17 protein-coding genes and 1 riboswitch are annotated in these 20,384 nt (G+C 67.8%); of the genes, 7 read left to right on the forward strand and 10 right to left on the reverse strand.

The window, feature by feature from the left end:
- Positions 1 to 137: 137 nt before the first annotated feature.
- The 3 genes from trpB to OHB12_RS09410 form a co-directional block, all read right to left on the reverse strand.
- Positions 138 to 1,304, reverse strand: a complete 1,167-nt coding sequence (gene trpB / locus OHB12_RS09400) for a tryptophan synthase subunit beta (protein WP_442799999.1) — start codon at positions 1,302 to 1,304, stop codon at positions 138 to 140.
- Between the two features lie 344 nt (positions 1,305 to 1,648).
- Positions 1,649 to 2,875, reverse strand: coding sequence for a serine hydrolase (locus tag OHB12_RS09405; protein ID WP_327118105.1), 1,227 nt, complete (start codon positions 2,873 to 2,875; stop codon positions 1,649 to 1,651).
- A gap of 127 nt (positions 2,876 to 3,002) precedes the next feature.
- Positions 3,003 to 5,549: a helix-turn-helix transcriptional regulator gene (locus OHB12_RS09410; protein ID WP_327118107.1), complete on the reverse strand. Its 2,547-nt coding sequence runs from the start codon at positions 5,547 to 5,549 to the stop codon at positions 3,003 to 3,005.
- A 167-nt stretch (positions 5,550 to 5,716) separates the two neighbouring features.
- Between OHB12_RS09410 and OHB12_RS09415 the strand changes: the two genes are divergently transcribed.
- Both OHB12_RS09415 and OHB12_RS09420 read left to right on the forward strand, forming a co-directional pair.
- Positions 5,717 to 5,947: a hypothetical protein gene (locus OHB12_RS09415; RefSeq protein ID WP_327118109.1), complete on the forward strand. Its 231-nt coding sequence runs from the start codon at positions 5,717 to 5,719 to the stop codon at positions 5,945 to 5,947.
- 101 nt (positions 5,948 to 6,048) lie between these two features.
- Entirely contained in the window at positions 6,049 to 7,248 is a 1,200-nt protein-coding gene (locus tag OHB12_RS09420) for a styrene monooxygenase/indole monooxygenase family protein (protein WP_327118111.1), read from the forward strand.
- A gap of 19 nt (positions 7,249 to 7,267) precedes the next feature.
- On the opposite strand, the gene OHB12_RS09425 is transcribed toward OHB12_RS09420, so the two are convergent.
- A complete protein-coding gene (locus tag OHB12_RS09425) occupies positions 7,268 to 8,515 on the reverse strand; it encodes a cytochrome P450 (protein WP_327118113.1) in 1,248 nt (415 codons plus the stop codon).
- Between the two features lie 593 nt (positions 8,516 to 9,108).
- Here OHB12_RS09425 and OHB12_RS09430 point away from each other — a divergent pair.
- From OHB12_RS09430 to OHB12_RS09440, 3 genes are all read left to right on the forward strand, one after another.
- The gene (locus OHB12_RS09430; RefSeq protein ID WP_327118115.1) at positions 9,109 to 9,531 is read left to right on the forward strand and encodes a hypothetical protein; all 423 of its coding nucleotides are present in this window, start codon (positions 9,109 to 9,111) and stop codon (positions 9,529 to 9,531) included.
- A 252-nt stretch (positions 9,532 to 9,783) separates the two neighbouring features.
- A riboswitch (TPP riboswitch) is annotated at positions 9,784 to 9,896 on the forward strand.
- Complete coding sequence (locus tag OHB12_RS09435) at positions 9,890 to 11,257, forward strand: purine-cytosine permease family protein (protein ID WP_327118117.1); 1,368 nt, start codon at positions 9,890 to 9,892, stop codon at positions 11,255 to 11,257. (Overlaps the previous riboswitch by 7 nt.)
- A gap of 20 nt (positions 11,258 to 11,277) precedes the next feature.
- Entirely contained in the window at positions 11,278 to 12,087 is an 810-nt protein-coding gene (locus OHB12_RS09440; protein WP_327118119.1) for a DUF72 domain-containing protein, read from the forward strand.
- A gap of 140 nt (positions 12,088 to 12,227) precedes the next feature.
- Here OHB12_RS09440 and OHB12_RS09445 read toward each other — a convergent pair whose 3' ends face one another.
- From OHB12_RS09445 to OHB12_RS09470, 6 genes are all read right to left on the reverse strand, one after another.
- Positions 12,228 to 12,551 (reverse strand): CopG family transcriptional regulator, encoded by a 324-nt coding sequence (locus OHB12_RS09445; protein ID WP_327118121.1) that lies wholly within the window; start codon positions 12,549 to 12,551, stop codon positions 12,228 to 12,230.
- Positions 12,544 to 12,822, reverse strand: coding sequence for a hypothetical protein (locus tag OHB12_RS09450; protein WP_327118123.1), 279 nt, complete (start codon positions 12,820 to 12,822; stop codon positions 12,544 to 12,546). The genes OHB12_RS09445 and OHB12_RS09450 overlap by 8 nt, the downstream gene beginning before the upstream one ends.
- 45 nt (positions 12,823 to 12,867) lie before the next feature.
- Positions 12,868 to 14,481 carry a DUF4153 domain-containing protein gene (locus OHB12_RS09455; RefSeq protein ID WP_327118124.1) on the reverse strand — a complete coding sequence of 538 codons (1,614 nt, stop codon included), beginning with the start codon at positions 14,479 to 14,481 and terminating at the stop codon, positions 12,868 to 12,870.
- Between the two features lie 302 nt (positions 14,482 to 14,783).
- Positions 14,784 to 15,794, reverse strand: coding sequence for a HAMP domain-containing sensor histidine kinase (locus OHB12_RS09460; protein WP_327118125.1), 1,011 nt, complete (start codon positions 15,792 to 15,794; stop codon positions 14,784 to 14,786).
- Between the two features lie 50 nt (positions 15,795 to 15,844).
- Entirely contained in the window at positions 15,845 to 16,537 is a 693-nt protein-coding gene (locus tag OHB12_RS09465) for a response regulator transcription factor (protein WP_327118127.1), read from the reverse strand.
- Between the two features lie 577 nt (positions 16,538 to 17,114).
- Positions 17,115 to 18,230 (reverse strand): lipase family protein, encoded by a 1,116-nt coding sequence (locus tag OHB12_RS09470; protein ID WP_327120966.1) that lies wholly within the window; start codon positions 18,228 to 18,230, stop codon positions 17,115 to 17,117.
- 82 nt (positions 18,231 to 18,312) lie between these two features.
- Between OHB12_RS09470 and OHB12_RS09475 the strand changes: the two genes are divergently transcribed.
- Positions 18,313 to 18,513 carry a hypothetical protein gene (locus OHB12_RS09475; RefSeq protein ID WP_327118129.1) on the forward strand — a complete coding sequence of 67 codons (201 nt, stop codon included), beginning with the start codon at positions 18,313 to 18,315 and terminating at the stop codon, positions 18,511 to 18,513.
- Between the two features lie 491 nt (positions 18,514 to 19,004).
- Complete coding sequence (locus OHB12_RS09480; RefSeq protein ID WP_327118131.1) at positions 19,005 to 19,658, forward strand: RskA family anti-sigma factor; 654 nt, start codon at positions 19,005 to 19,007, stop codon at positions 19,656 to 19,658.
- Positions 19,659 to 20,384: the final 726 nt, after the last annotated feature.

Raw genomic sequence — 20,384 nt, forward strand, 5'->3', positions numbered from 1 at the left:
TATCGACGATAGCGTCCTGCTCCCGAGGCCGCAGATGGCCTGCGTGATACGTGGTGCGCAGCCCGCTGCGTCGCGGCCCGTCGAATCAGCGGAACCGAAATCGCGGCGCACTCTTCCGGACCGGACTCGTCAACCGTTCAGGACACCCCGAGCCGCTCGGCCAACACGGCGAGATCCTTGTCACCGCGGCCGGACAGGCACAGCACGATCAGCGAGTCGGCGGGAATCTCACCACGGTCACCCATTTCCAGCAGATGTCCGACGGCGTGAGCGGATTCGAGGGCGGCGAGGATGCCTTCGGTGTGGCTGAGCGCCTGCATTCCGCGCAGCGCGACGGCGTCGGTGGCCGCGCGGTAGGTCACCCGGCCGCTGTCCTTCAGATGACTGAGTTCGGGACCCACGCCCGGATAGTCCAACCCCGCCGCGATGCTGTGGGTCCGTGCGATCTGACCGTCCTCGTCCTGCAGGAGATAGCTGTAGGAGCCGTCGATCTCACCTGGGCTTCCCATGCAGAGGGTCGCCGCGTGATCGCCGGTCTCGACACCTCGTCCGGCCGCCTCGACGCCGATCAATCGCACCTCCGGATCACCCGCGAACGGATGGAAGACCCCGATGGCGTTGCTGCCGCCGCCCACACAGGCGAGGATGTAGTCGGGCAGTCTGCCTTCGGCTCGGACGATCTGGTTGCGGGTCTCCGCACCGATCATCGTCTGGAAATCGCGCACGATCCTCGGGTACGGCGCGGGCCCTGCCGCGGTGCCGAACAGGTAGTGGGTCGTGTCCAGGTTCGCCACCCAGTCGCGCACCGACTCACTGATCGCGTCCTTGAGCCGCCGCGAACCGCTGTCCACCGCGCGCACCTCGGCGCCGAGCAGTTTCATGCGCACCACGTTGGACGCCTGACGGCGCATGTCGTCGGTCCCCATGTAGACGACGCAGGTCAGGCCGAGCATCGCGCACACCGTAGCCACCGCGACGCCGTGCTGCCCTGCGCCGGTCTCGGCGACGATCCGTCGCTTGCCCATCCTTTTGGCCAGCAGCGCCTGTCCGAGCGCATTGTTGATCTTGTGTGCGCCGGTGTGCGTCATATCCTCACGTTTCAGATAGACGCGCGCCCCCGGCACTCTCAGCAACTCGGCGAACCGCCGCACCTGATGCAACAGTGTGGGCCGCCCGACCCGGTCGCGCAGCAACTCGTGGTACTCGGCCACGAAGCTCGGATCCGCCTGCGCGAGTTGATAGTCCTGTTCGAGATCCAGCAGTGCGGCCATCAGACCTTCAGGGACGAATCTGCCTCCGAACACACCGTATCGTCCACGCTCGTCTGGAAACATTCCATGCCGGTACCCGCTCGCCGGCACTTCGTGGTCAACCCTCATCAAACACCAACGCTTTCACCGCCGCAGATCCGACGGATCAGTCTGTTCTGCTCGTGCTAGCACAACACCACTGTTCGGCAACAGCAGAGTTAACAGACTAGATTTTTCGGATGGCTAACGTCTTCTCACTGCTGGAGGTGGTCGGCCATCGGGGTGTGCTTCGACTGCCGTCGGGCGCGCATCACCATGCGCGCGGCCGACTCACCCGCTACGCGCCCTGGTGAGGTCCGAGCGACGGTGTCCGTGCGCAGGTCACGCTCATGTGGTGGTCACCGACGCTCGGCGACGACAGTGTCGGAGATCTGCGCGACCAGCTGCCATGGGCGCTTGGAGTCGGTCGTGGCCTTGCCGCTGGTGAGGATCGCACCGGACAACCCCCGCGCCGGGTCGGCCCAGCCGTACTGGGTGGTCAGTCCGCTGCGGCCGAAGTGCGCCGCGGTGTCGCGGCCGAACTTCGACCTCCGCCCGCCCAGCTCGAAACCCGCGCGACTGACCCGTCCGGCCACGCCGGGCAGCCAGCGGGCGGGCCGCACCGCCTCGCGCAACGTCTCCGGCCGGATGATCCTGCGGCCGTCGGGTCCGCCGCGTGTGAGGATTTCATAGAAGCGCGACAGCTCGGACGCGGTGGTGATCAAATTGCCAGAGGGCAGCTCGGCGGTCAGGAACGCCTGGGTGGCCGACCGGGATGCGCGGTCCATCCGTCCTCCGATCGCCTTGCTGGCCACATAAGTCGACATCCGCGAGGGCGCGGGACCGGTCTTGACGCTCGGTACGACCTTGTCGAGGTCCTCGGGGGGCACGCCGAACGTGGTCCACCGGAACCCGAACGGCTCCAGCACCTGTTCGGACAGATGCTCCCGCAACCGCTTTCCGGTCGCCCGCTGCACCAGAAGACGCACGATCAGACCGCTGGTCAGCGCGTGGTAGACCCGGAACCGGCCCGGCTTGCAACTCGGGACCAGATCGGCCAATCCGCGCACGGCCAACTCCTCGTCGAGCACTAGATCGACCCCCCGGTACGGCGGCGTGACGAAGGGCACCCCCGCGGAGTGCGAGAGCACGTCGCCGATCGTGATGTCGGCCTTGCCGTTCGCGGCGAATTCCGGGATGAAGTCGCACACCGGGTCATCCAGCCCGAACGCGCCCTGTTCGATGAGCATGAACATGAGCGCGCCGGACACTCCCTTCGCCGTCGAGAAGCCACAGAACGGTGTGTCCGGTGTCGCGAGCACTTTTTTCGCGGTCGGTCCATCGTGCGGCGCGTTGCCCCAACCGTGCCCGATGGTCCGATTCAGCGCGATCTTGCCGTTTCGCCGCAGACACACCTGGATGGCCGGGCTCGTGCCCACCCGGTACCACGCCCGCACCGACTCCCACAGCGTCTCGCGGTCTCCGCGGCTGAGTCCGGCCTCCGCCGGATCGTCCTCGTGGCCCACCGTGGTCACGGTGTCCAGGTCCTCGGCAATCGCCACTGATCCGGCCGTAAGCGTGCTCATTCGGCCAGCTTATCGACCACTGGCCGGGACTGGTTGTCCCGCTGTGCCCGCACGACCACGGGGTCGGTTACCCGCTGGTGGAGGCGGAGATTCATCGGGGAACAGCAGGCCCACCGATTCGACTGCCTCACGACCGCCGTGTGCGCTTCGGGCGGCGGGTGGCTTCCTCTGCCACCCGAGCCCGCTGGTCGGCGGGCACGAGGACGAGGATGTCCTCGCGCGAGCCGATCATCAGCTTCTGCAGGATCGCGGCCATCTGGGCGTCCACGGTCTTGAAGGAGCTGCCCCGTCGCGCGGCGATCGCGGTGTTGGTCCAGCCCGCCGCCGCCAAAGTCGCTACATCCTGCTCGGCGGTCGACAGATCCTGCCATCGGGATGGGCGCTGCTGCCGTACGGGGTGGTCCACCGGCAGGCGGTCCAGCGACAATGCGCCCAAGGCCAATTGGGCCACCTCACCGAGTTCGGGCCGCAGCAGCGAACCCTCGCGCTCGGCCGCCGCGAAGTCCGTCGCGCCGAGGACCTCACGGGCGACCGCGGCTGCGGCGGCGGTCTCGGTGGCGAACGGTCCCAGGTTCGCGATATCCACGCCCAATCTCTGCCGCAAAGCGGCGACACCACCGATGAGCCGCGCGATGTCCAGCGCCCACTCGGTCACCTCACCGGAACGCTCGTCGCCTGCGTCGGCGATCAAACGTGCCAGGATCCACGCGTGGACGTGGATCCCCCACACCCCACCCCACTGATCGCGCATCGCCAGTTGGCTCGACAGCGTCGCACGCCCCACCGCCAAGGCTTGCTTCGGGTCGCCATGTTTGGTCAGCGCGATCGCCCAGGCCAATTGGGCCCACGACTCGGCCCACTGCGCGCCGGACCGCTGCGCGTCGTCCAGGTGCCACCGGGTGATGTCGAGCGCCTGCGCCGCCGTACCCAGGAACGCGGCGGCGAGCGCCTCGAACAGCCCGCCCATCGCGGCGCCGCCGCGGTCGTCCCGCTCCACGGATTTCGCACGCGCACGGGCCAAGACACCGATCGCGCGCACATCGCACCGCACCAGCAGCAGCTCACTGCCTCTGGCGAATTCCACCGGAGCGGGCAGACCCAAATCGCGTTCGGGGTGCTCGCGCCAGCCCGCGCGGGCCGCCGGATCCGGCACGCAGAGCGCGACGCAGTCGTCGAGCATGCGTTCGGCATCCTCGTGCGCGCCCTGGCACAAACTGATCCACCCGATCATCGACATCGCCGCGAGTTGCAGTTGAACCGGCTGCGGGTCGAGACCGCGGGTGGCGGCGAGGGTGCGCTCGGCCAAGCGGCGGGGCTCGCGCAGCGACCCCCTGAAGAACGGGGCGCGCAGCGCGATAAGCCCGGCCGCGATCTCCAGACCGACGGCAGCCTCCCCCGGCGTGCTGAGGCTGCCGTCGATGGCGCACAGCAGGTTGTCCCAGGCCGCCCCGGCCCAGTCGAGTATGTCCTGTTCGGCCGGGCCGAACCATTCGACCTGTGCCGCGACGACCTTGTCGCGGTAGTAACTGCGGTGTCTGCGCGTCAAGCGAGCCCATTCGTCGCCGCGCTCGCGCAGTCGCTGCTGGGCGAACACGCGAAAACTCTCCAGCAGCGAGTAGCGCGCCGTGTCCGCGGTCAGGTGGACCGACACGAGCGATTGGTCCGCCAGCCGCTCGAGCAGATCCTCGATCTCGGCGCGGGCAAGACCGTCATCGTCCTCGTCGGAGCAGACCGCCTCGATCGCCTCGAGCTCGGCGCCCACATCGAGCCCGGACGCGCCCGCGTCCTCGTGGCCGACGTCGTATCCGGCCGCGAACACCGCCAACCGCTCGAAGAGCAGGCGCTCCTTGTCCCGGCACAGGTCGTAGGACCAGGCGATCACATCGCGAATGCCCTGATGCCGTTCGTCGGCGCCGACGCGCGGACCATGCGACCAGCGCAGCCTCCGGTCGCTCACCTCCCCGCTGAGGTCACGCAGGATCATCGCGAGCGGTTGGCGCAGCAGTCGCGCGGCGGCCAGCCGGATGTAGAGCGGGTGGTTGTGCACGTGCCCGCAGATCGCGACGGCATCCTCGACGTCGCGGTCGGCGATGGTGTGCCCGGTCAGATCCGCGCGTCGACGGAACAGGGTCAGCGCCTGTTCCTGGGACAGCGCGGGCACGGGCACGAGTTGCTCGTCGACCCAGCCGATCGCCTCGCGGCTGGTGGCCAGCACGGTGAGTCCGGGTACCGCGTCGAGCAGGTCGGCGATCACCCGGGCCGCCCCGTCCAGGACGTGTTCGCAGTTGTCCATCACGAGGATCGTCTGCACGGCGCGGCCCACAGCGTCGGTGCGACCGAGCGTACTCACCACCGCATCCCACGCTGACCGTCCGGAGAAGTCGGCGTCAACCAGCGACTGCGCGAGCTCCTCCTCGACGGCCGACGCGTCGGCGCCCTTCGCCAGCCGGGCCAGGCGCACCCAGTGCACCGGCACCCGCCGCGCCTTCTGGAATCGGTGCACGACTTCCGTCGCCAGACGAGTTTTCCCGATCCCGCCCACGCCGATCAAGGTGACCAGGCGGTTGGCGCCGAGCAATAGCACCCCGACGTTTTCCAGCTCGCGTTCGCGACCGACGAAATCACTGGTGGCCGCCGGCGGGAAACCCGGACTCGGCGCACGACTTACCGACACACCAAGGCAGCCTAGTCGGGTCTCGGCGACGGAAAGCCGAGAGGCATAGGTATTCGGCGGCAGATCGCGGCCGGGCCACCGATGCGCACGACCTACCTATCCGGCGATCCTGATAAGTCACCGCGGCGCAGAACCGGCGCCGCGGACGAACTGAGCACAGGAAAACGATGTCTGCACCGGAGCGCCGGGACACCGCCGATGGACGACACCAGCGTAGAGATTGGTGCCGGATCCACGTGCGGTTCGAACACCCACCGATCGAGCTGGACTATCGGGACGCGAGCATCATTGCCCGGCAATTCGCCGCGGCCGCCACCAGGATCGGTGCGGTCGTCACCATCGACCACGATCTTCGCGGCGACCTGCCGCCGTTGCCGTGCCGGAGTTTGTGGACCTGAGCGCCGATGCCGACGGTCCCTACCGATGTGGCTTACCCACCTATTCGCCAACGATCTCACTATCGACCCGCAGTCGATCTTCACCACCGAAAGGACGCGCAGTGGGACAGATACAGGTACTCGGAGCAGGCGAATGCGGATTGCCCCTCGCCCATCGGCTCCTGCGAGGCGGCAAGTCGGTCACCCTGGTGGCCGACCGCGACGCCGACGCCGTCCTCGCGGGCACAGTGACCAGCACGCAGGTCAAGTTCTCGCCCACCCTGGACCTCGAATCGGATGCGGGGCTCGGTTTCTGGCAGTCGACCGCGCCGAACATCGAGGGCATCCGCCTCAGCATGGTCGTCGACCGCACGGTGGTGGTCGGCTGGTCCGGGCACCTCACCCGACCGGCACAGAGCGTGGACCAGCGGACCGTATTCGCGCGCTGGCTCAGCGAGTTCGTAGCCGAGGGCGGAGACCTGCGGATCGCCGACCCGTCGGTGGCGGAACTCGATCGCCGGGCCGCCGACTACGACCTGACCGTCGTCACCCGCGCCTCGCGCGAACTCGCCGCGTGTTTCGAGGCCGACCCGACGTGGACCGTTCCCGCCGAACCCCTGCGACGCCTCGCGGTGTTGTATCTCGACGGCGTCCAACCGGACCCGGACAACCTGGGCACCTACATCTCCCTGCCCGGACACGGCGAAGTGATCTCGTACCCCGGACTGACCGGCCGCCCCGGACAGGAACGCCGGTGCGAGATGGTCCTCTTCGAGGCGCGGTCCGGCGGTGCGCTGGACGTGTTCGATTCGCACAGCACGCCGACCGAACGCGTCCGGCAGGCGAAAGAGCTGCTCGATCACCTCCTGCCCGCCGAGCTCGCCGACCGGTATCGCGCCGCCGAACCGACCGATGCCGGGGCGACCCTCGTCGGCGCCGTGACACCGGCCATGCGCAAGCCGGTGGGCACCCTGCCGTCCGGCACGCCCGTGCTCGGCGGCGGCGACGTCGTCTGCCGGATGGACCCGGGCGGCGCGCAGGGCGCCAACAACGCCGTCCAGTGCGCGATCCGCTACAGCGAGGCGATCCTGCACAATCCCGGCGGCCCTTACGACCGGGCCTGGATGGAATGGGCCGCCGCGCCGTGGCTCACCGGCGTCGCGCACCCCGCTGCGCTGTGGACCGCGACGGTGCTCGACCCCCCTCCCGCGATGCAGGAGCTGATGCTCGCCGCGCAGCACGACCCGACGCTGGCCGACGCGTTCACCGACACCTTCGCGCGACCCGCGAACATGGCCCAGTTCGCGGGGTCCCCGACGTGAGCGGCGAACGCCCCGGATATCACGAATCCCAAGGCGGAGTCGGGGGGAAGACGACCGGCAGCGCGGCGAGGGCTCGATGGAAAGGCCCTGGCCGCCAGGACAATTCTTCTACCGCGACGGCAGGCTGCAGTTCGGGCAGCGCGTCGAGCAGCTGGTCGATCGCGTCTTGGACGATCAGGTAGGCCGGGCTCCTTGCGGGGCAGGCGTGTGGCCCCAGGCCCCACGCCAGATGCGACCGGTTGCCGCTGTGGTCGGCGGCGCTGATCGCCGGGTCGTTGTTGCAGCCCGCCATGCTGATGACGACGGGTTGGTGCGCGGGCAGCCAGACATTGTCGATCAGGATCGGCTGGCGCGGGTAGCTGACGCTGAAGTTCGCCATCGGTGGGTCGGTGAACAGCACCTCGTCGAGAGCGTCGCGGGTGGACAGGCTGCCGCCGAGGACGTGACCGCCGAAGCGGTCGTCGGTGAGGATCAGCACGAGACTGTTGATGATCAGATTCCGCAGCGGTTCGATCCCGCCGTAGAGAACGACGAGCTGGTGGATCAGCTCCGCATCATCGAGGTTCGCCGGGTGCTGGAGCAGCCGCGTCGTGATGTCGACGCCCGGCTCGGCGCGTTTGAGTTCGACCAGCCGCAGCAGCGCCTCGCTGAGCATCCGGTTGCCCTCCTCGGCGTCGATGCCGTCGAAGACCGCGGCGGTCGCGGCGGCGACCTGCTGCCCGATATCCGGCGGGCAACCCAGCATCGCGTTGATCGCCTCGAAGGCGAGCGGGAGGGCGTATCGGGTCACCAGGTCGGCCGTACCTGCCGCACAGAAGGAGTTGATCAGCGGGACGGCGATCCGCTCAACCGTGCGGTGCAGGGCGTGCAGGTCTACTGCGTTGATGCTCGCGGTGTTGGCCTGCCGGTAGCGAAGGTGCTCATTTCCTGCGCTGCGCAGGGCGTTCGGACGCCACTCCAGGACCGGCAGCACTGGACAGTCGGCGGGGATGTTCGCCTGCCAGACGCGGGGGTCGGCCGGGAAGTGCGCCGGATCGTGCAGGATTCGCACCGCGGCGTGATAGCCGATCACCAGCGTCGCGGGCACCCCCGGCGCCAGCTCGACCGGCACCATCGAACCGTAGCGGTCCCGCATGTCCCGGTAGGCGCGGTGCGGATCGGCCGCGAACTCGGCGGAATACAGCGACACACGTTCGGCACCGGTCTCGACCGGAGAACCATGGTGTGCGCCAAGGCTGTTCGCTGGGGGGACAAACTCTCGGGACACTGCACACTCCCACATCAGAACGACTTCGACGAATGCGAGCCAGGAAACGGCGGCGTGGACCACCGCGCGGCTAAACCTCGCTGTCGTCCAGTCCATTCGGCGCACCGTGGCACCGCGTCACCCAGACCAACGGGCGGATCGACACACAGGATGGTCCGGTAGGTAGGTCGCTGACATCGGTAGACCCGTGTGACCTGGGCCGATCCCCCTTTTGACCGGATCCCTTTCAGCCGAAGGTCGATCAGCGGTTCCCTGTGTGATGCATGCACTTCCGAGGAGGCATCAGCTAGAACGCCTGCGCGGCCGAGGTTTATGGTGTGACTCGAACTCTCGATGTCCGCGAAAATGTTTCGTTTCGCGTCGAGCCCGACCCGATGCTCGGTAATATCGCCGGTTCGCTGTATGAGGTACACCTGGCGCCCAGGGGATGCCGCATGCGGGAAATGGTGGCCAGTGGTCAGGCGGGCTGGAATGATGGCGGGGCGGGTCCGGCGCTCGTATCGACGGGGACACAACGAATTCGGTGCGCGCGCGGCTGGTGTATAACAACCATCGGCCCGGCCGACTCCACCGACAAGCGATAGCGAGACACGATGCACGGTTACCTGAACCAGGTGTCCCAAGGCGCAACCCCTTCCGGCTATCCGACGCGCGAGAGTTCCGGCTATCCGACGCGTGAGAGCCGTGACGCCCGCCCGGTCGAACCACCGAGCAATGCGGACCTGATCGTGAGTGCGTTGCTGTGGTTCCTGCCCGCGTCGCTGGCCATGATGTCGGCGATCATCGCGCCGTGGTTTCTGATGGCAGGCGGTGTGTGTGACGCCAAACCGGCCTGCCATGTCGACACGAGCGCGGGCGCGTGGGTGATGATCGGCGGCGGAATCGTGGGATTCGTCGTCGGCGCGGTGATGTCGGGCATGGCGGCCAAGCAGGGACGAGCACTGTTTCCCGGCGCGGCGCTCGGCGCCGCGCTGGTGCTTCTGGCCTGGTTCGCGGGCTCGTTCCTGCTGGGTTAGTCACCCAGGGAGACGAAGGCGACTCCTGCGAATCACACAGTGCCACAAGCCGTTTCGGCCCATGGGGTCCCGATCGATTTCCGAGAAGTCAGTGCGCGTCGTAGATGCCCTGGTAGTTGGCCGGGGCGGTACGGCGGACCGGTGTCGAAGCGGTTCGAGGCAAGACGAGCCGGGTCACCGAGGTGCCATCACGTCGCGCCCTCGCTGTTGTCTCGGTCGCCAGGACGGGTGCGGGTGTACGATTCGCCGGAATCACCCCACCGCGGGAGCTCGGGCACGGCCGGGCTGAGAGGGCGGACCCTGCGTCGCCGACCGCATGAACCTGTCCGGGTAATGCCGGCGTAGGGAGCTTTCCGCCATGTCGTCATCGACCTTGGACAAAGCCGGGCGCGAAGCGCCGCTTACGCTCGACGAGCCCGCGCCGAAGGTCCTGTCGTTCTGGGACCAAAGCGCGTTCTGGGCCAACCTCGGCGTCAGCCTCTTCGCGTTCTCCGGTGCGTACACGGTGCTCGCGCCGAATACGCAGGGCACCGCGCAGATCTCGATCGCGGCGGGCATTCTCGCAACGATCATCGGAACCGTGGTGGGCGGGTTGATGCTCGGTGCGGCAGCCGTCCCCGGTGCGCGGACCGGCAAGCCCGCGATGATGCTGCTGCGTGGTCTGTTCGGCGGGAAGCTCAGCTACCTGCCGACGGTGCTCAACATCGCGCAGCTGATCGGCTGGGGGACCTTCGAGCTGATCGTGATCGGCGACGCGGCCGACGAGCTGTTCCACGGCGGCCCGCACTGGCTCTATGTGGTGGCCGCTGGCGTGCTCACGACCATCCTGACGATCTGGCCGCTCGGGTCGGTCCGGCTGCTGCGCCGGTTCGTGACGGTCGGCGTCGTCATCGCACTGATCTGGTTCTATGTCCAGTTCTTCCGGGCCAGCCTGCCCGACCTGCGGAGCAATCCCGGTCCGCGCGGAGGCGGCCCGTTCGGGGTGGACTGGAATCTCTTCTGGATCGCGACCGACGCCGCGCTGGCCGTCTCGATCTCCTGGGTGCCGGTCGCCGCCGACTACACCCGCCATGCCCGCAGCGCCCGCTCGGCGTTCGGGGCAGCCAGCGGGGCGTACGCGGTCACCCAGATCGTCGCCTACGTCCTCGGGCTGTTCGCGCTGGCGCTCGCGACCGGCGACGGTGGCCCCTACGCCCCGTTCCTCCAGGCGAGCCTCGGCGCACTGTTCTTCTTCGTCTTCGTAGTGCGCGAGACCGATCAGTCGTTCGCCAACGTCTACTCCACCGCCGTCTCGATCCAGAACCTGGCGCCGCGAATCGACCGCCGTATCCTCTCGATCGGTCTCGGCATCCTGATCACGCTGCTCGCGCTGCGATTGAATATGGCCAACTACTTCGGCTTCCTCGGGCTGATCGGGTCGGTGTTCGTGCCACTGCTCGGTGTGCTGGTAGCCGACTTCTTCCTGCGGGCGAAAGGCAAGTGGAACACTGGGCAGGACGCGCCCTCACGCTGGGGAATGGTCTTCGCCTGGCTGCTGGGCCTTTCGGTATATCAGCTGGTCAACCCCGGTGATGCGGGTGTGTGGACCGACTTCTGGGTACGGGTTCGGGACACCTTGCATTTCACCGAGCAACCGTGGATGAGTGCGTCACTGCTGTCGTTTCTCGCCGCGGTGCTGGTGGCATGGCTGGTCGGACGGGTCGCAGCGCTACGGAAGCCGACGTAGCCGTTTGCCACCATGGAGGGATGGGCCAGATTCGAGTCGGCACATCGGGATGGGTGTATCCGCCCTGGCGCGGGGTGTTCTACCCCGCAGGGCTGGCGCAGAAGCGTGAACTGGCCTACCTGTCCGAGCGGCTCGACAGCGTCGAGATCAACGGGTCCTTCTATTCGCTACAACGTCCGTCGAGCTATCAGATGTGGGCCGAGCAGACCCCGGACGACTTCGTGTTCGCGGTGAAGGGCAGCAGATTCATTACCCACATCAAGCGGCTCCGCGACGGCGACACGCTGCTGGCGAACTTCCTCGCGTCCGGACCGCTCGCGCTCGGGCCGAAGCTGGGCCCGATCCTCTGGCAGCTGCCACCGAACTTCTCATTCGACGCGCAGGTGCTCGACGCGTTCCTCGCCCACCTCCCCCGCACCACCGCGCAAGCCGTCGAGGTCGCGCAGCGACACGACTACCGGGTCGATCCCGCACATACGACGACCGACGCCGACCGCCCGATGCGGTATGCGATGGAGATCCGGCACGACAGCTTCGCGACGCCGAGGTTCACCGAATTGCTCACGCGGCACGGCGTCGCGCTGGTGGTCGCCGACTCGGCGGGCAAGTATCCGCTGCTCGAGGAGGTCACCGCGGACTTCGTGTACATCCGGTTGCACGGGCACGACGAGCTCTACGTCAGCGGGTACACCGACGACGACCTGGACACGTGGGCCGCGAAGATCCGCGGGTGGGCCGAATCCTGCGATGCATACGCCTATTTCGACAACGACGCGAAGGTGATGGCGCCACGCGACGCCATCGCTCTACGGACCCGGCTCGTGGCCTAGTTGTCCGGTGACCGGTCCGCACATGTGCTCCGCAGCAGCTCCGGAGCGATCGTCACGCTCGAATTGCTCCGCGCCCGGCCGGAACCGGTGCGCACACCGGCTCGATCGGATTCTGCTCCGCAGGTGGCGCGCGGAGTCCGCTACGCCGACTGTGGCAGCGGGTGCAGGGCGGCGAGGGCGCGCAAAGCGTCGGCGCGGGAGATGGGCTGGTCGTTCTCCAGGGCGGCCAGTTCCAGCTCGATCCAGTCGCGGATGAGCGCGGACATGGTGACGTTGCGCTGTTCGGCGGCCTTCTTGACCCGCTGGTGCAGATCGAGCGGAATGCGCAGGGACGTGGTGACGGTGACCGCGTCCTCGGCACGCAGCGGCGGCGGCACGTCGGCCGGTGCCACCGGCGCGTCGGAGTATTCGAGGACGGATAGGAAGTCCTGGACGTCATTCGGATTTGTCGGGTAGTCAGTCATCGGCGTGCTCCCAGCGCTCGAGTTCGGCCACCTGGGCGGCGGTCATCTCGACCGCCCCAAGGATGTCCCACTGCCAGCCTTCGGTGCGGCGGACAGCGACGATGAGTGGCCGACCGGTGTCGGTGCGGCCCCACACCGTCAGGACCGCCAGCTCGTTTCGGCCACGCGCCCGTCGAGGCCATCGGCGGGCACCCATGAGCACCTGCGCCACCTCGCGAGGGTCGATCCCCACCAGCGACAACAATGCCCACTCAGGCCAGTTATAACCCACGATCAGCGATAATACAAGCGTATTGCGTGGCCGATCGTCCGCTGACTAGCGCGCGTTCGCGCGGGAGCGGTTCCAACTCTGCCAGCTGTCCTCCTCGAGGTCGGCACGCAGCCGGGCACGCAGGTCGGTGCGCAGCGGCTCGGGGAGGCGATCGGTCGCGGGAAGGATGTCCGGCGAGAGGGTGCCGAGATAGTCGGCGTCGAACGACCTGCCCTGTTGCCAGCGGTCGATGTTCTTGTCGGCGATCAGCCGTTCCGGGTCGAGGACCGCGAGGGCGAGCACCGTGACCATGGCGGAGCCGAGCACAGCACGCGGCAGCCACGAGCGTTCCAAACGCGCTACTGCCACCAGGACCTGGAGGTAGACCAGGCCGAGCCACAATTCGCAGACCTCAACCACCAGGCGAAGGACCGTGAAGCCATAGGCCTGCTGGTAGGTCCACATCCGGCCGAGGGCCGAGGCGACGATGATCAGCGCGAGCACGCTCACCGCCGTGAGCAGCCCGCGCAGCCACAGCCGGTCGACGGCGGTGTCCTGGGCAGCCCAGCGCAGCACGAGCATGAGCACCGCCAGGGTCAGGACGGTGACCGCCGACAGTTGCCAGAACCCGCTGCGGGCGTACTCGGCGTAGGTCAGGCCCGCGGTGCGCCGGACGTATCCATCGCCGCCGAAGAGGGCGACGAACTGTGCGACCACGAACGCGGCGAACAGGACCGCCAGCGCGCCGACCGGCAGCGCCCACTCCGGGCGCCGCAAACTCTGGCCGCTTCCTGCCGAGGCGGCGGGCAGCGGCGGCCCGGCGAGCACGAACATCGCCCCCAGCGCACCGAGCGTGACCACCGCGAAAAGGACGATCCACCGTGCCACCGATGGCGCGTCGAGGTCCGGCGTCACCGTCGCGAGCAAGGTCGCGAACGTCGCGTCGGCACTGCCGAGCAGCGGCACGAATACCGCAAGCAGCGCGACGGTCACCACCAGCGACAGCCCGAACCGCCACTCCCGCTTCGCCTTACTCGCGTGCACCCGGCTCATGCCCGCGTACACCCACGGGACCGCGGCCAATGCCTCGAGCGGAACCGCGATCGTGTCGTAGAGGACGCCGTTCGCCGACCGGCGTCCGACGACGGCCAGCGAACCGGCCACACACGCCGCGACGACACACAGCGCGAACAGCCAGCCCGCGGCCCGGAACGCCCCGACCGCTAGCAGGGCGAGCGCGAGCGTTGTCCACCAGGCCCTTTCCGCGTTCTCCCGGCGCTGGACTACTGCTGGCTCGGGTCCGCCGTGTCGTAGTACTACGCGATCACCATGTCCGACGCAGCGGGCACGGCCGGACGGACCTCGCAGGCGCCGGATGAGTCCGGGCACGGCCTGCCGTTCGGTCTTCGGTTCCCGCGCAGTACCTTCCGCGGTTCCAGGCTCGACGGTCAAGTCCACGGCACTCCTGCGGGCGTTGCGGTCGACGAGGAAGACCGCCATCGCGGCCACGGCGCCTGCGAGGACCCAGCCGATTCCCGGGCGGTCCCCCGGGACCAGAATCGCGGCAGCCAGCCCGGAGACCAGCGCGGCGGGCACCACTCCAGGAGGACAGGCGACTCGTCGCCACTTCGGTGGCGGCATTCGGATCAGCGGAGTCGGCTGAGCGGCTGTGCGGGACATCGGCGCGGCGTCCCCCCGGGCTTTCGGTTCGGCGCTGCCAAAGGCTTCGCCCCCGGGACCCTTTCTCAGCGGCGCAGTCACATCCGGTACCGAAGCAGGTCGCACGGCAGTCTCTCGCTCCGACTCGGCGGCCGATTCGAGGGATTCCGACGTCGAATCACGGGGGATGCCAGCCTCTGGTAAGGACGATGTTTCTGTACTCGGCTCGGGTTCAGGCGTTTCGGTCATGATTGTTCCCTCCTCGGGGTGTACGGCATCGCCCCGGGACCCTCGTGGCGGTCCGGGTTGTCTGGTGCGGTAGGTCAGGGATTCGGCAGAACCACTCGAATGCGGGAGCCGGGGTCGGCGACGGCGATGGTCCCGCCATGCAGGTCGACCACCCAGCGGGAGATGGCAAGACCCAGGCCGGTGCCGCCGTCCGCGGTGCGGCCGCCGCGGGTGAAACGGTCGAAGACAGTGGCGCGCTCGGCGGGCGGAATGCCGGGCCCTTCGTCCTGCACGTCGATGACGACCTCGCCCGGGGACGCCCGTGCGGCGACGCGGACTTCGCCACCCGCGGGGCCGTGCCGCGCGGCGTTGTCGAGCAGGTTGAGCAGCACCTGATGTAAACGCGCACGGTCCGCGTACATGCGAGCGGCGCCGGGTAGCACGTCGGTGTGGAAGCGCACGCCGCGTCCGAGCGCGGCTGTCATGACCTCGGCCTCGGCGACGACCTCGGCCAGCAGGGGCGCGATAGGAAAATCTTCGCGGTCGAGCGCGAAGGCGCCCGCTTCGATGCTGGACAGGTCCAGCAGTTCGGAGACCAGCAGGCTCAGCCGCTCGGTCTGGGCCAGTGCTGTGCGCAGCGTCGTCGGATCGGGTACGGAGACGCCGTCGACCAGATTCTCCAGCACCGCGCGCAAGGCCGTGATGGGCGTGCGCAGTTCGTGTGAGACATTCGCGATGAGGTCGCGGCGTTGCTGGTCGGCCGCAGCCAAGTCGGCGGCCATCTGGTTGAACGCCACCGCCAGCTGCCCGACCTCGTCGCGTGAGCTCGCCCGCACCCGACGGGTGTAGTCGCCGTGTGCCATCCGCTTGGCCGCCGCCGTCATTTCGCGCAGCGGCCTGGTGATGCCGTGCGCGAGGAACTGCGAAGTCACCAGCGCGATCACCACCGCGGTGATCGTCGTTCGCGGCGGCAGCCATCCGATCTTGAACCGGAAGAAACCGAACGCGACTCCACCCGAGCACAGCATGAGGATCGCCAACTTCAGCTTGATCGACTGCACCGGATCCAGCGGCCGTGGCAACGCCTCGGCCACCCGATCGCCCATTCGGCGGACCCACCGCCGAGCGACGATCGCCGAAGCAGCTATACCCGGATTCACCGGGTCTCCAGCGCGTAACCGACACCGTGCACGGTCCGGATCAGGTCGGCGCCGAGCTTGCGGCGCAACGCTTTGACGTGACTGTCGACCGCGCGGCTGCCTGCGGCGTCCGCCCAGTCCCAGACTTCTTCGAGCAGCCGCTCGCGCGCGAGCACGACGCGCGGGCGACGGGCGAGGCGGGCGAGGAGGTCGAATTCGAGCGGCGTCAGTTTCGCCTCGACGTCGGCGCGCCACACGCGACGCTGGTCGACATCGATGCGCAGATCACCGACGAGGATCGTGGTGCCGTCGCGGTCGGCGGCGCGATCCACCCGGCGCAGCAGCGCATGCACCCTGGCCGCGAGCACCCGCAGCGAGAACGGTTTGGTGAGATAGTCGTCCGCGCCGACACCGAGGCCGACGAGCTGGTCGGTTTCGTCGGTGCGCGCGGTGAGCATGAGCACCGGAACCGGGCGGCCCGCCTGGACGCGGCGGCACACCTCGAGCCCGTCGAACCCTGGCAGCATGACGTCGAGCACCACCAGGTCGGGCTCGATGCGCTCGACGGCGGCGACCGCGGAAGGACCGTCGTGCGCCACGTCGACGGTGAAACCCTCGGACCGAAGGCGCGCCGCGACGGATTCCGCGATCGTCACCTCATCGTCTACCACGAGAATCCGTCGCGATGCGGGCGGTGCGCTCTGGTCCATGAACGGAACCCTAGCCACCCGCTGTGGAGAGATCCGTCGTCGATTGTGGAGATTCCGTGTGCATTCGGGCGAGCGTCGGCGGAGCCCCCGCACAGCAGGCCTGCGTGCCGCCTGAGCAGCATGGTCTCGAACTCCACGAAGGATATGGGTTTGTCCACTCCACGCTCCTGCCCATACGCGCTCGCGGACCATGGGCTCGTCCACCACACATCTACTGCATAGCCATTATTCAGCTAATTTGCATAGTGCAATCACTGTGCATAACACAATCCATATGTGCTGTACACAATCGAGTCCTCGACAATAGGCGGCGGCGCAGTGCTCGCCACACTCCTCGCGCTCGCCATCCCGATCCGCCGGTCTGCAACGCCGACAGCGGAATCGGAGACTCCGGAGCCCGCAGCAGTGCACGCCTGAGCGTCAGGTTCTTTCTCGGGGCGTCCCGACATTGCCCGACGGGCGCCGCTGAGCAACTCCTGGTCCGCACGCGCAGGCATCGAGCCAGACACCCGCGCACCAGGAGACCCGGTCGCCCGACAGGCTGCGGGAGAGCGTGATCGACCGACTGCGATTTCACTCAGGCGAACAGGCGCGCGACGAACGGGATACTGTCGGGCAGGGACGCGTCCATGGTGCCGCTGTGGTCCTTACCCGGGTAGACGTGCACCTCGGGCCGAACGCTGTTGAGTTCCAGGTCGGCGACCAGTTTCGCGGTCAACGGGGCAGGGACGTCCAGGTCGTTGGTGCCCTGGCCGATGAACAGTGGGCGGTCGTAGCCGGTGACCGGAACATCCAGCACCGGGCGGGCAGTGCTGACGAAATCACCGTCGGACAGCGGGCGGGAGAACAGCTGGTCGACCGAGATACCCTCGGCGCGGGCGGCCATCGATGCGAAACACTGCGTCTCCGCGGCCGTGGTCAGTTGCTTGCCGAGCGGGGTGAGGTAGCTGTCCCGGTCGAAGTCGGGGCGGGCGGCCTTCAAGCCGTTCATCACATAGGTGAGGTAGACGGTGAGGTGCAGGGACTTGATCGCGGGCGTGCCGGGGCCGACCAGTGCAACCGTCTCCACGACGTTGGACGCCGGACCGGTGGCGACCGCGCCCCGGTAGTCGAGTTCCGGCGCGTATTTCGTGGCCAGCGATGCGGTGAAAACCGCCGCGCCGCCGCCCTGCGACTGACCGATGGCAACCCACTTCGACGACAGCGACTCGTCCACGGCGCGGGCGGCACGCACCATGTCGATCGCCGCGTGCGCCTCGGCCCGGCCGTCCAGGTAGGCATGCGGCTCCGGGGTGCCGAGCCCGATGTAGTCGGTAGCAACGACGGCATACCCCTGCTTCATCCAGGTGGCGAGGTAGTCCAGGTCGCGCTTGCTGCGTCCCACGGTGGAGGGTGCGCACTCGTCGCCGGTGCCGACCGTGCCGTGTTCCCAGGACATCACCGGCCAGCCACCGCTCGGCGGAGTTCCTGCGGGAGTGAAGACGGCGCCGGTGGACAGCACCGATCGATTGTCGGAGGTGCGGGTCCAGTAGGTCACCCGACGCGCTGTTCCGGTGCCCGCCACCCACGGCTGTTCTGGCAGCGCCTCGTTGCGCACGACCGTGCCCGGCGCCCCCTCCCCCGGCTCTGCGTGCGCGTTACCCACCATGAGCAGCGTCACTGCCACGGCCATGGTGATTGCTGCGCGTCGCATCAGCACGGGTGCCCGCCTCTCGTTCACGGATCGGCACGGTCTACCGACGAGACACACTGTAGCTACCGGCTGACCTGTCGCATTGAGACACCGGTGGGCGGGACCGGGAGGCTGCGAGTACAGGGCACAGCTGCTCGCCGCCGCCGCGTGTTTCGCCGCCGTCGACGTCGGGCTCGACCACCGGATGCTCGGCACCGACCACTCGACCACCGCGCTGCACCGCATCCTCGATCGCATGGTGCCCGTATTGCAGCATGGCATCGACATCCCCGTCGAGAGCTGACCGAACCCGCTGCCCCGCAACGATATCGGGCAATATTTACCTTGACGGCCCCGGTGCCGACCGTCTGACCGGCAGCACTGGAGGACCCTTCCCGCTTCGCCCGATCGACGACGGCCGGTTGCACAGTGAGTCGAGGTCGGCCGCTGGTCGGGTGTACCCTGCAAACGTGGGCGCGGCAACTGCGACCGCATGTTGTCGAACCCGATCGGCCGGCTGATGATGCCGACCCACCGACGGGCGGCCGACCAAGTGCACGCGGAGAAATCCGCGGCGCCGACTACGGCCACACCCCTCGGCCGGAACCACGACATCGTCGCCGAAGCGTCACCCACCGCTCCGACGAACAATCCTGGTGGAATGCCTGGGCACGCTCGCCGAGGTCCAGCAGCAGGCGGTGGCGCACCACCTCGCCGTCCCACTACCCACTGGAAGAGCCGTATCGGAGACGGCTTCGAACGGCTCCAGATCTGTCCGACAGGAAGTGACCGGCAATGATGGAGACCGAGCAGTCCCGTGCGGACCTGCTCGATCTGGCCTACCCCTACGCGATGGACGCGGTAGCCGAGATCGAACGCCGCAGTATCGAAAACCATCTGGCCGAGGCGGATCCCCGCACCGCCGCAGCGTTCGCAAGCATCGTGCGCGGGATCAGGGAGACGCTGGCGGCGCTGACCGTGGTCGATGCGGTGAATCCGCCGCCGACACTGGAGGCGCAGATCCTCCGGTCCCTCAACGAGTTGCCCAGCCGTGTGCGACCTGACCGGCGCGGTGTCCGGTCGGCGCTCAGGCGGGTGCCGCGGCCGGCCCGGCTCGCCTTCGCCGCCGTGATCGCCGCGGCCGGAGCGGGAGGGGTGGTGATCGCCGAGCGGATCATTGCCTCAGCCCGCCGAGCGGATCACCGTCGAACAGGTACTCGGGTAAACGGATTCGTGATCCCGCGTCACCGAATCGCCCATCGGGCGCATGCTCCTGGTAATCACCTCGGCGCGGCCCTTGGCCGTCGTGGCGACGTCCGACGCGGTACCCGCGGCGCCTCCCCTGCGGACACAGCGACTCCGACCGGTCTCCGCCGGTGGGGTCCCGCGCAGAGCTCGAGCCATTCGACGACCAGTGCGGGCACGAGTCCGGCCCGGAGCGGGAAGTGACAATGTCGATGGGCGCATGACGGGGCGCGCTGACGAGTCGTCAATGCCCTTGGCGAGCGCCTGCCGATGCCGACGGGGCCTGTGCGATGTCGCCGATCGATGCGGGCGATATTGCGGCACTTCAGTCGAGAGTGGTCGATATCGGGGTAATCACAAGTTGTTTGAATCGGGATGCGGTCAACAATTCGCGGTGGCCGGCGGTTCGCCATCGCGCTGACACTGACCTTTGACGCGAGCGATTGACTCGGCTACTACGGCGACTCCTTTAACCAAAGGGATGCGAACCCATTCGATAAATCGAAAGCCCTTTTCAGAACACATCCGAAGGTTGCGGAAGGACAATAATAATACGCAGCACACAACGCTGACGACAGAAGCAAGGAAACGCGATTCCGACACCACGCACGAGCCGAAGCCAATACCTGCGGACAACACCCAGAAGAACGACCGCGCCATCATCGAATACGGACAATGATACACAACGTCAAGTAAGAGGCGCTTGGCCTGCACTTATGTCCGAACAGGACAGTTGAGCCACTAGGACTCGAACCTCGTGTCGCCCTTCCGAACAGCTGATGCCTCACCACCCGCCTCAACAGGCGGGCAAGCTCTCGACAAGCATTTCAGACCACTCAGGTGCACTTCACGACGCAACGACGAGTCATCCCATTACGCCGTCAATGCGCAAGTCGTGGCAGCAACCGTCCTCGCCGTTTGCAGCTGACG

This window comes from Nocardia sp. NBC_01730 (assembly GCF_035920445.1).
Taxonomy (GTDB): domain Bacteria; phylum Actinomycetota; class Actinomycetes; order Mycobacteriales; family Mycobacteriaceae; genus Nocardia.

What these genes read in the sequence shown, in the direction of transcription:
- OHB12_RS09405 (WP_327118105.1), bottom strand. Translation starts at nt 2,875, where the DNA reads ATGAGCACGCTTACGGCCGGATCAGTGGCGATTGCCGAGGACCTGGAC.
- OHB12_RS09415 (WP_327118109.1), top strand. Translation starts at nt 5,717, where the DNA reads ATGTCTGCACCGGAGCGCCGGGACACCGCCGATGGACGACACCAGCGT.
- OHB12_RS09430 (WP_327118115.1), top strand. Translation starts at nt 9,109, where the DNA reads ATGCACGGTTACCTGAACCAGGTGTCCCAAGGCGCAACCCCTTCCGGC.
- OHB12_RS09435 (WP_327118117.1), top strand. Translation starts at nt 9,890, where the DNA reads ATGTCGTCATCGACCTTGGACAAAGCCGGGCGCGAAGCGCCGCTTACG.
- OHB12_RS09440 (WP_327118119.1), top strand. Translation starts at nt 11,278, where the DNA reads ATGGGCCAGATTCGAGTCGGCACATCGGGATGGGTGTATCCGCCCTGG.
- OHB12_RS09445 (WP_327118121.1), bottom strand. Translation starts at nt 12,551, where the DNA reads ATGACTGACTACCCGACAAATCCGAATGACGTCCAGGACTTCCTATCC.
- OHB12_RS09455 (WP_327118124.1), bottom strand. Translation starts at nt 14,481, where the DNA reads ATGTCCCGCACAGCCGCTCAGCCGACTCCGCTGATCCGAATGCCGCCA.
- OHB12_RS09460 (WP_327118125.1), bottom strand. Translation starts at nt 15,794, where the DNA reads ATGGGCGATCGGGTGGCCGAGGCGTTGCCACGGCCGCTGGATCCGGTG.
- OHB12_RS09465 (WP_327118127.1), bottom strand. Translation starts at nt 16,537, where the DNA reads ATGGACCAGAGCGCACCGCCCGCATCGCGACGGATTCTCGTGGTAGAC.
- OHB12_RS09470 (WP_327120966.1), bottom strand. Translation starts at nt 18,230, where the DNA reads ATGCGACGCGCAGCAATCACCATGGCCGTGGCAGTGACGCTGCTCATG.
- OHB12_RS09480 (WP_327118131.1), top strand. Translation starts at nt 19,005, where the DNA reads ATGATGGAGACCGAGCAGTCCCGTGCGGACCTGCTCGATCTGGCCTAC.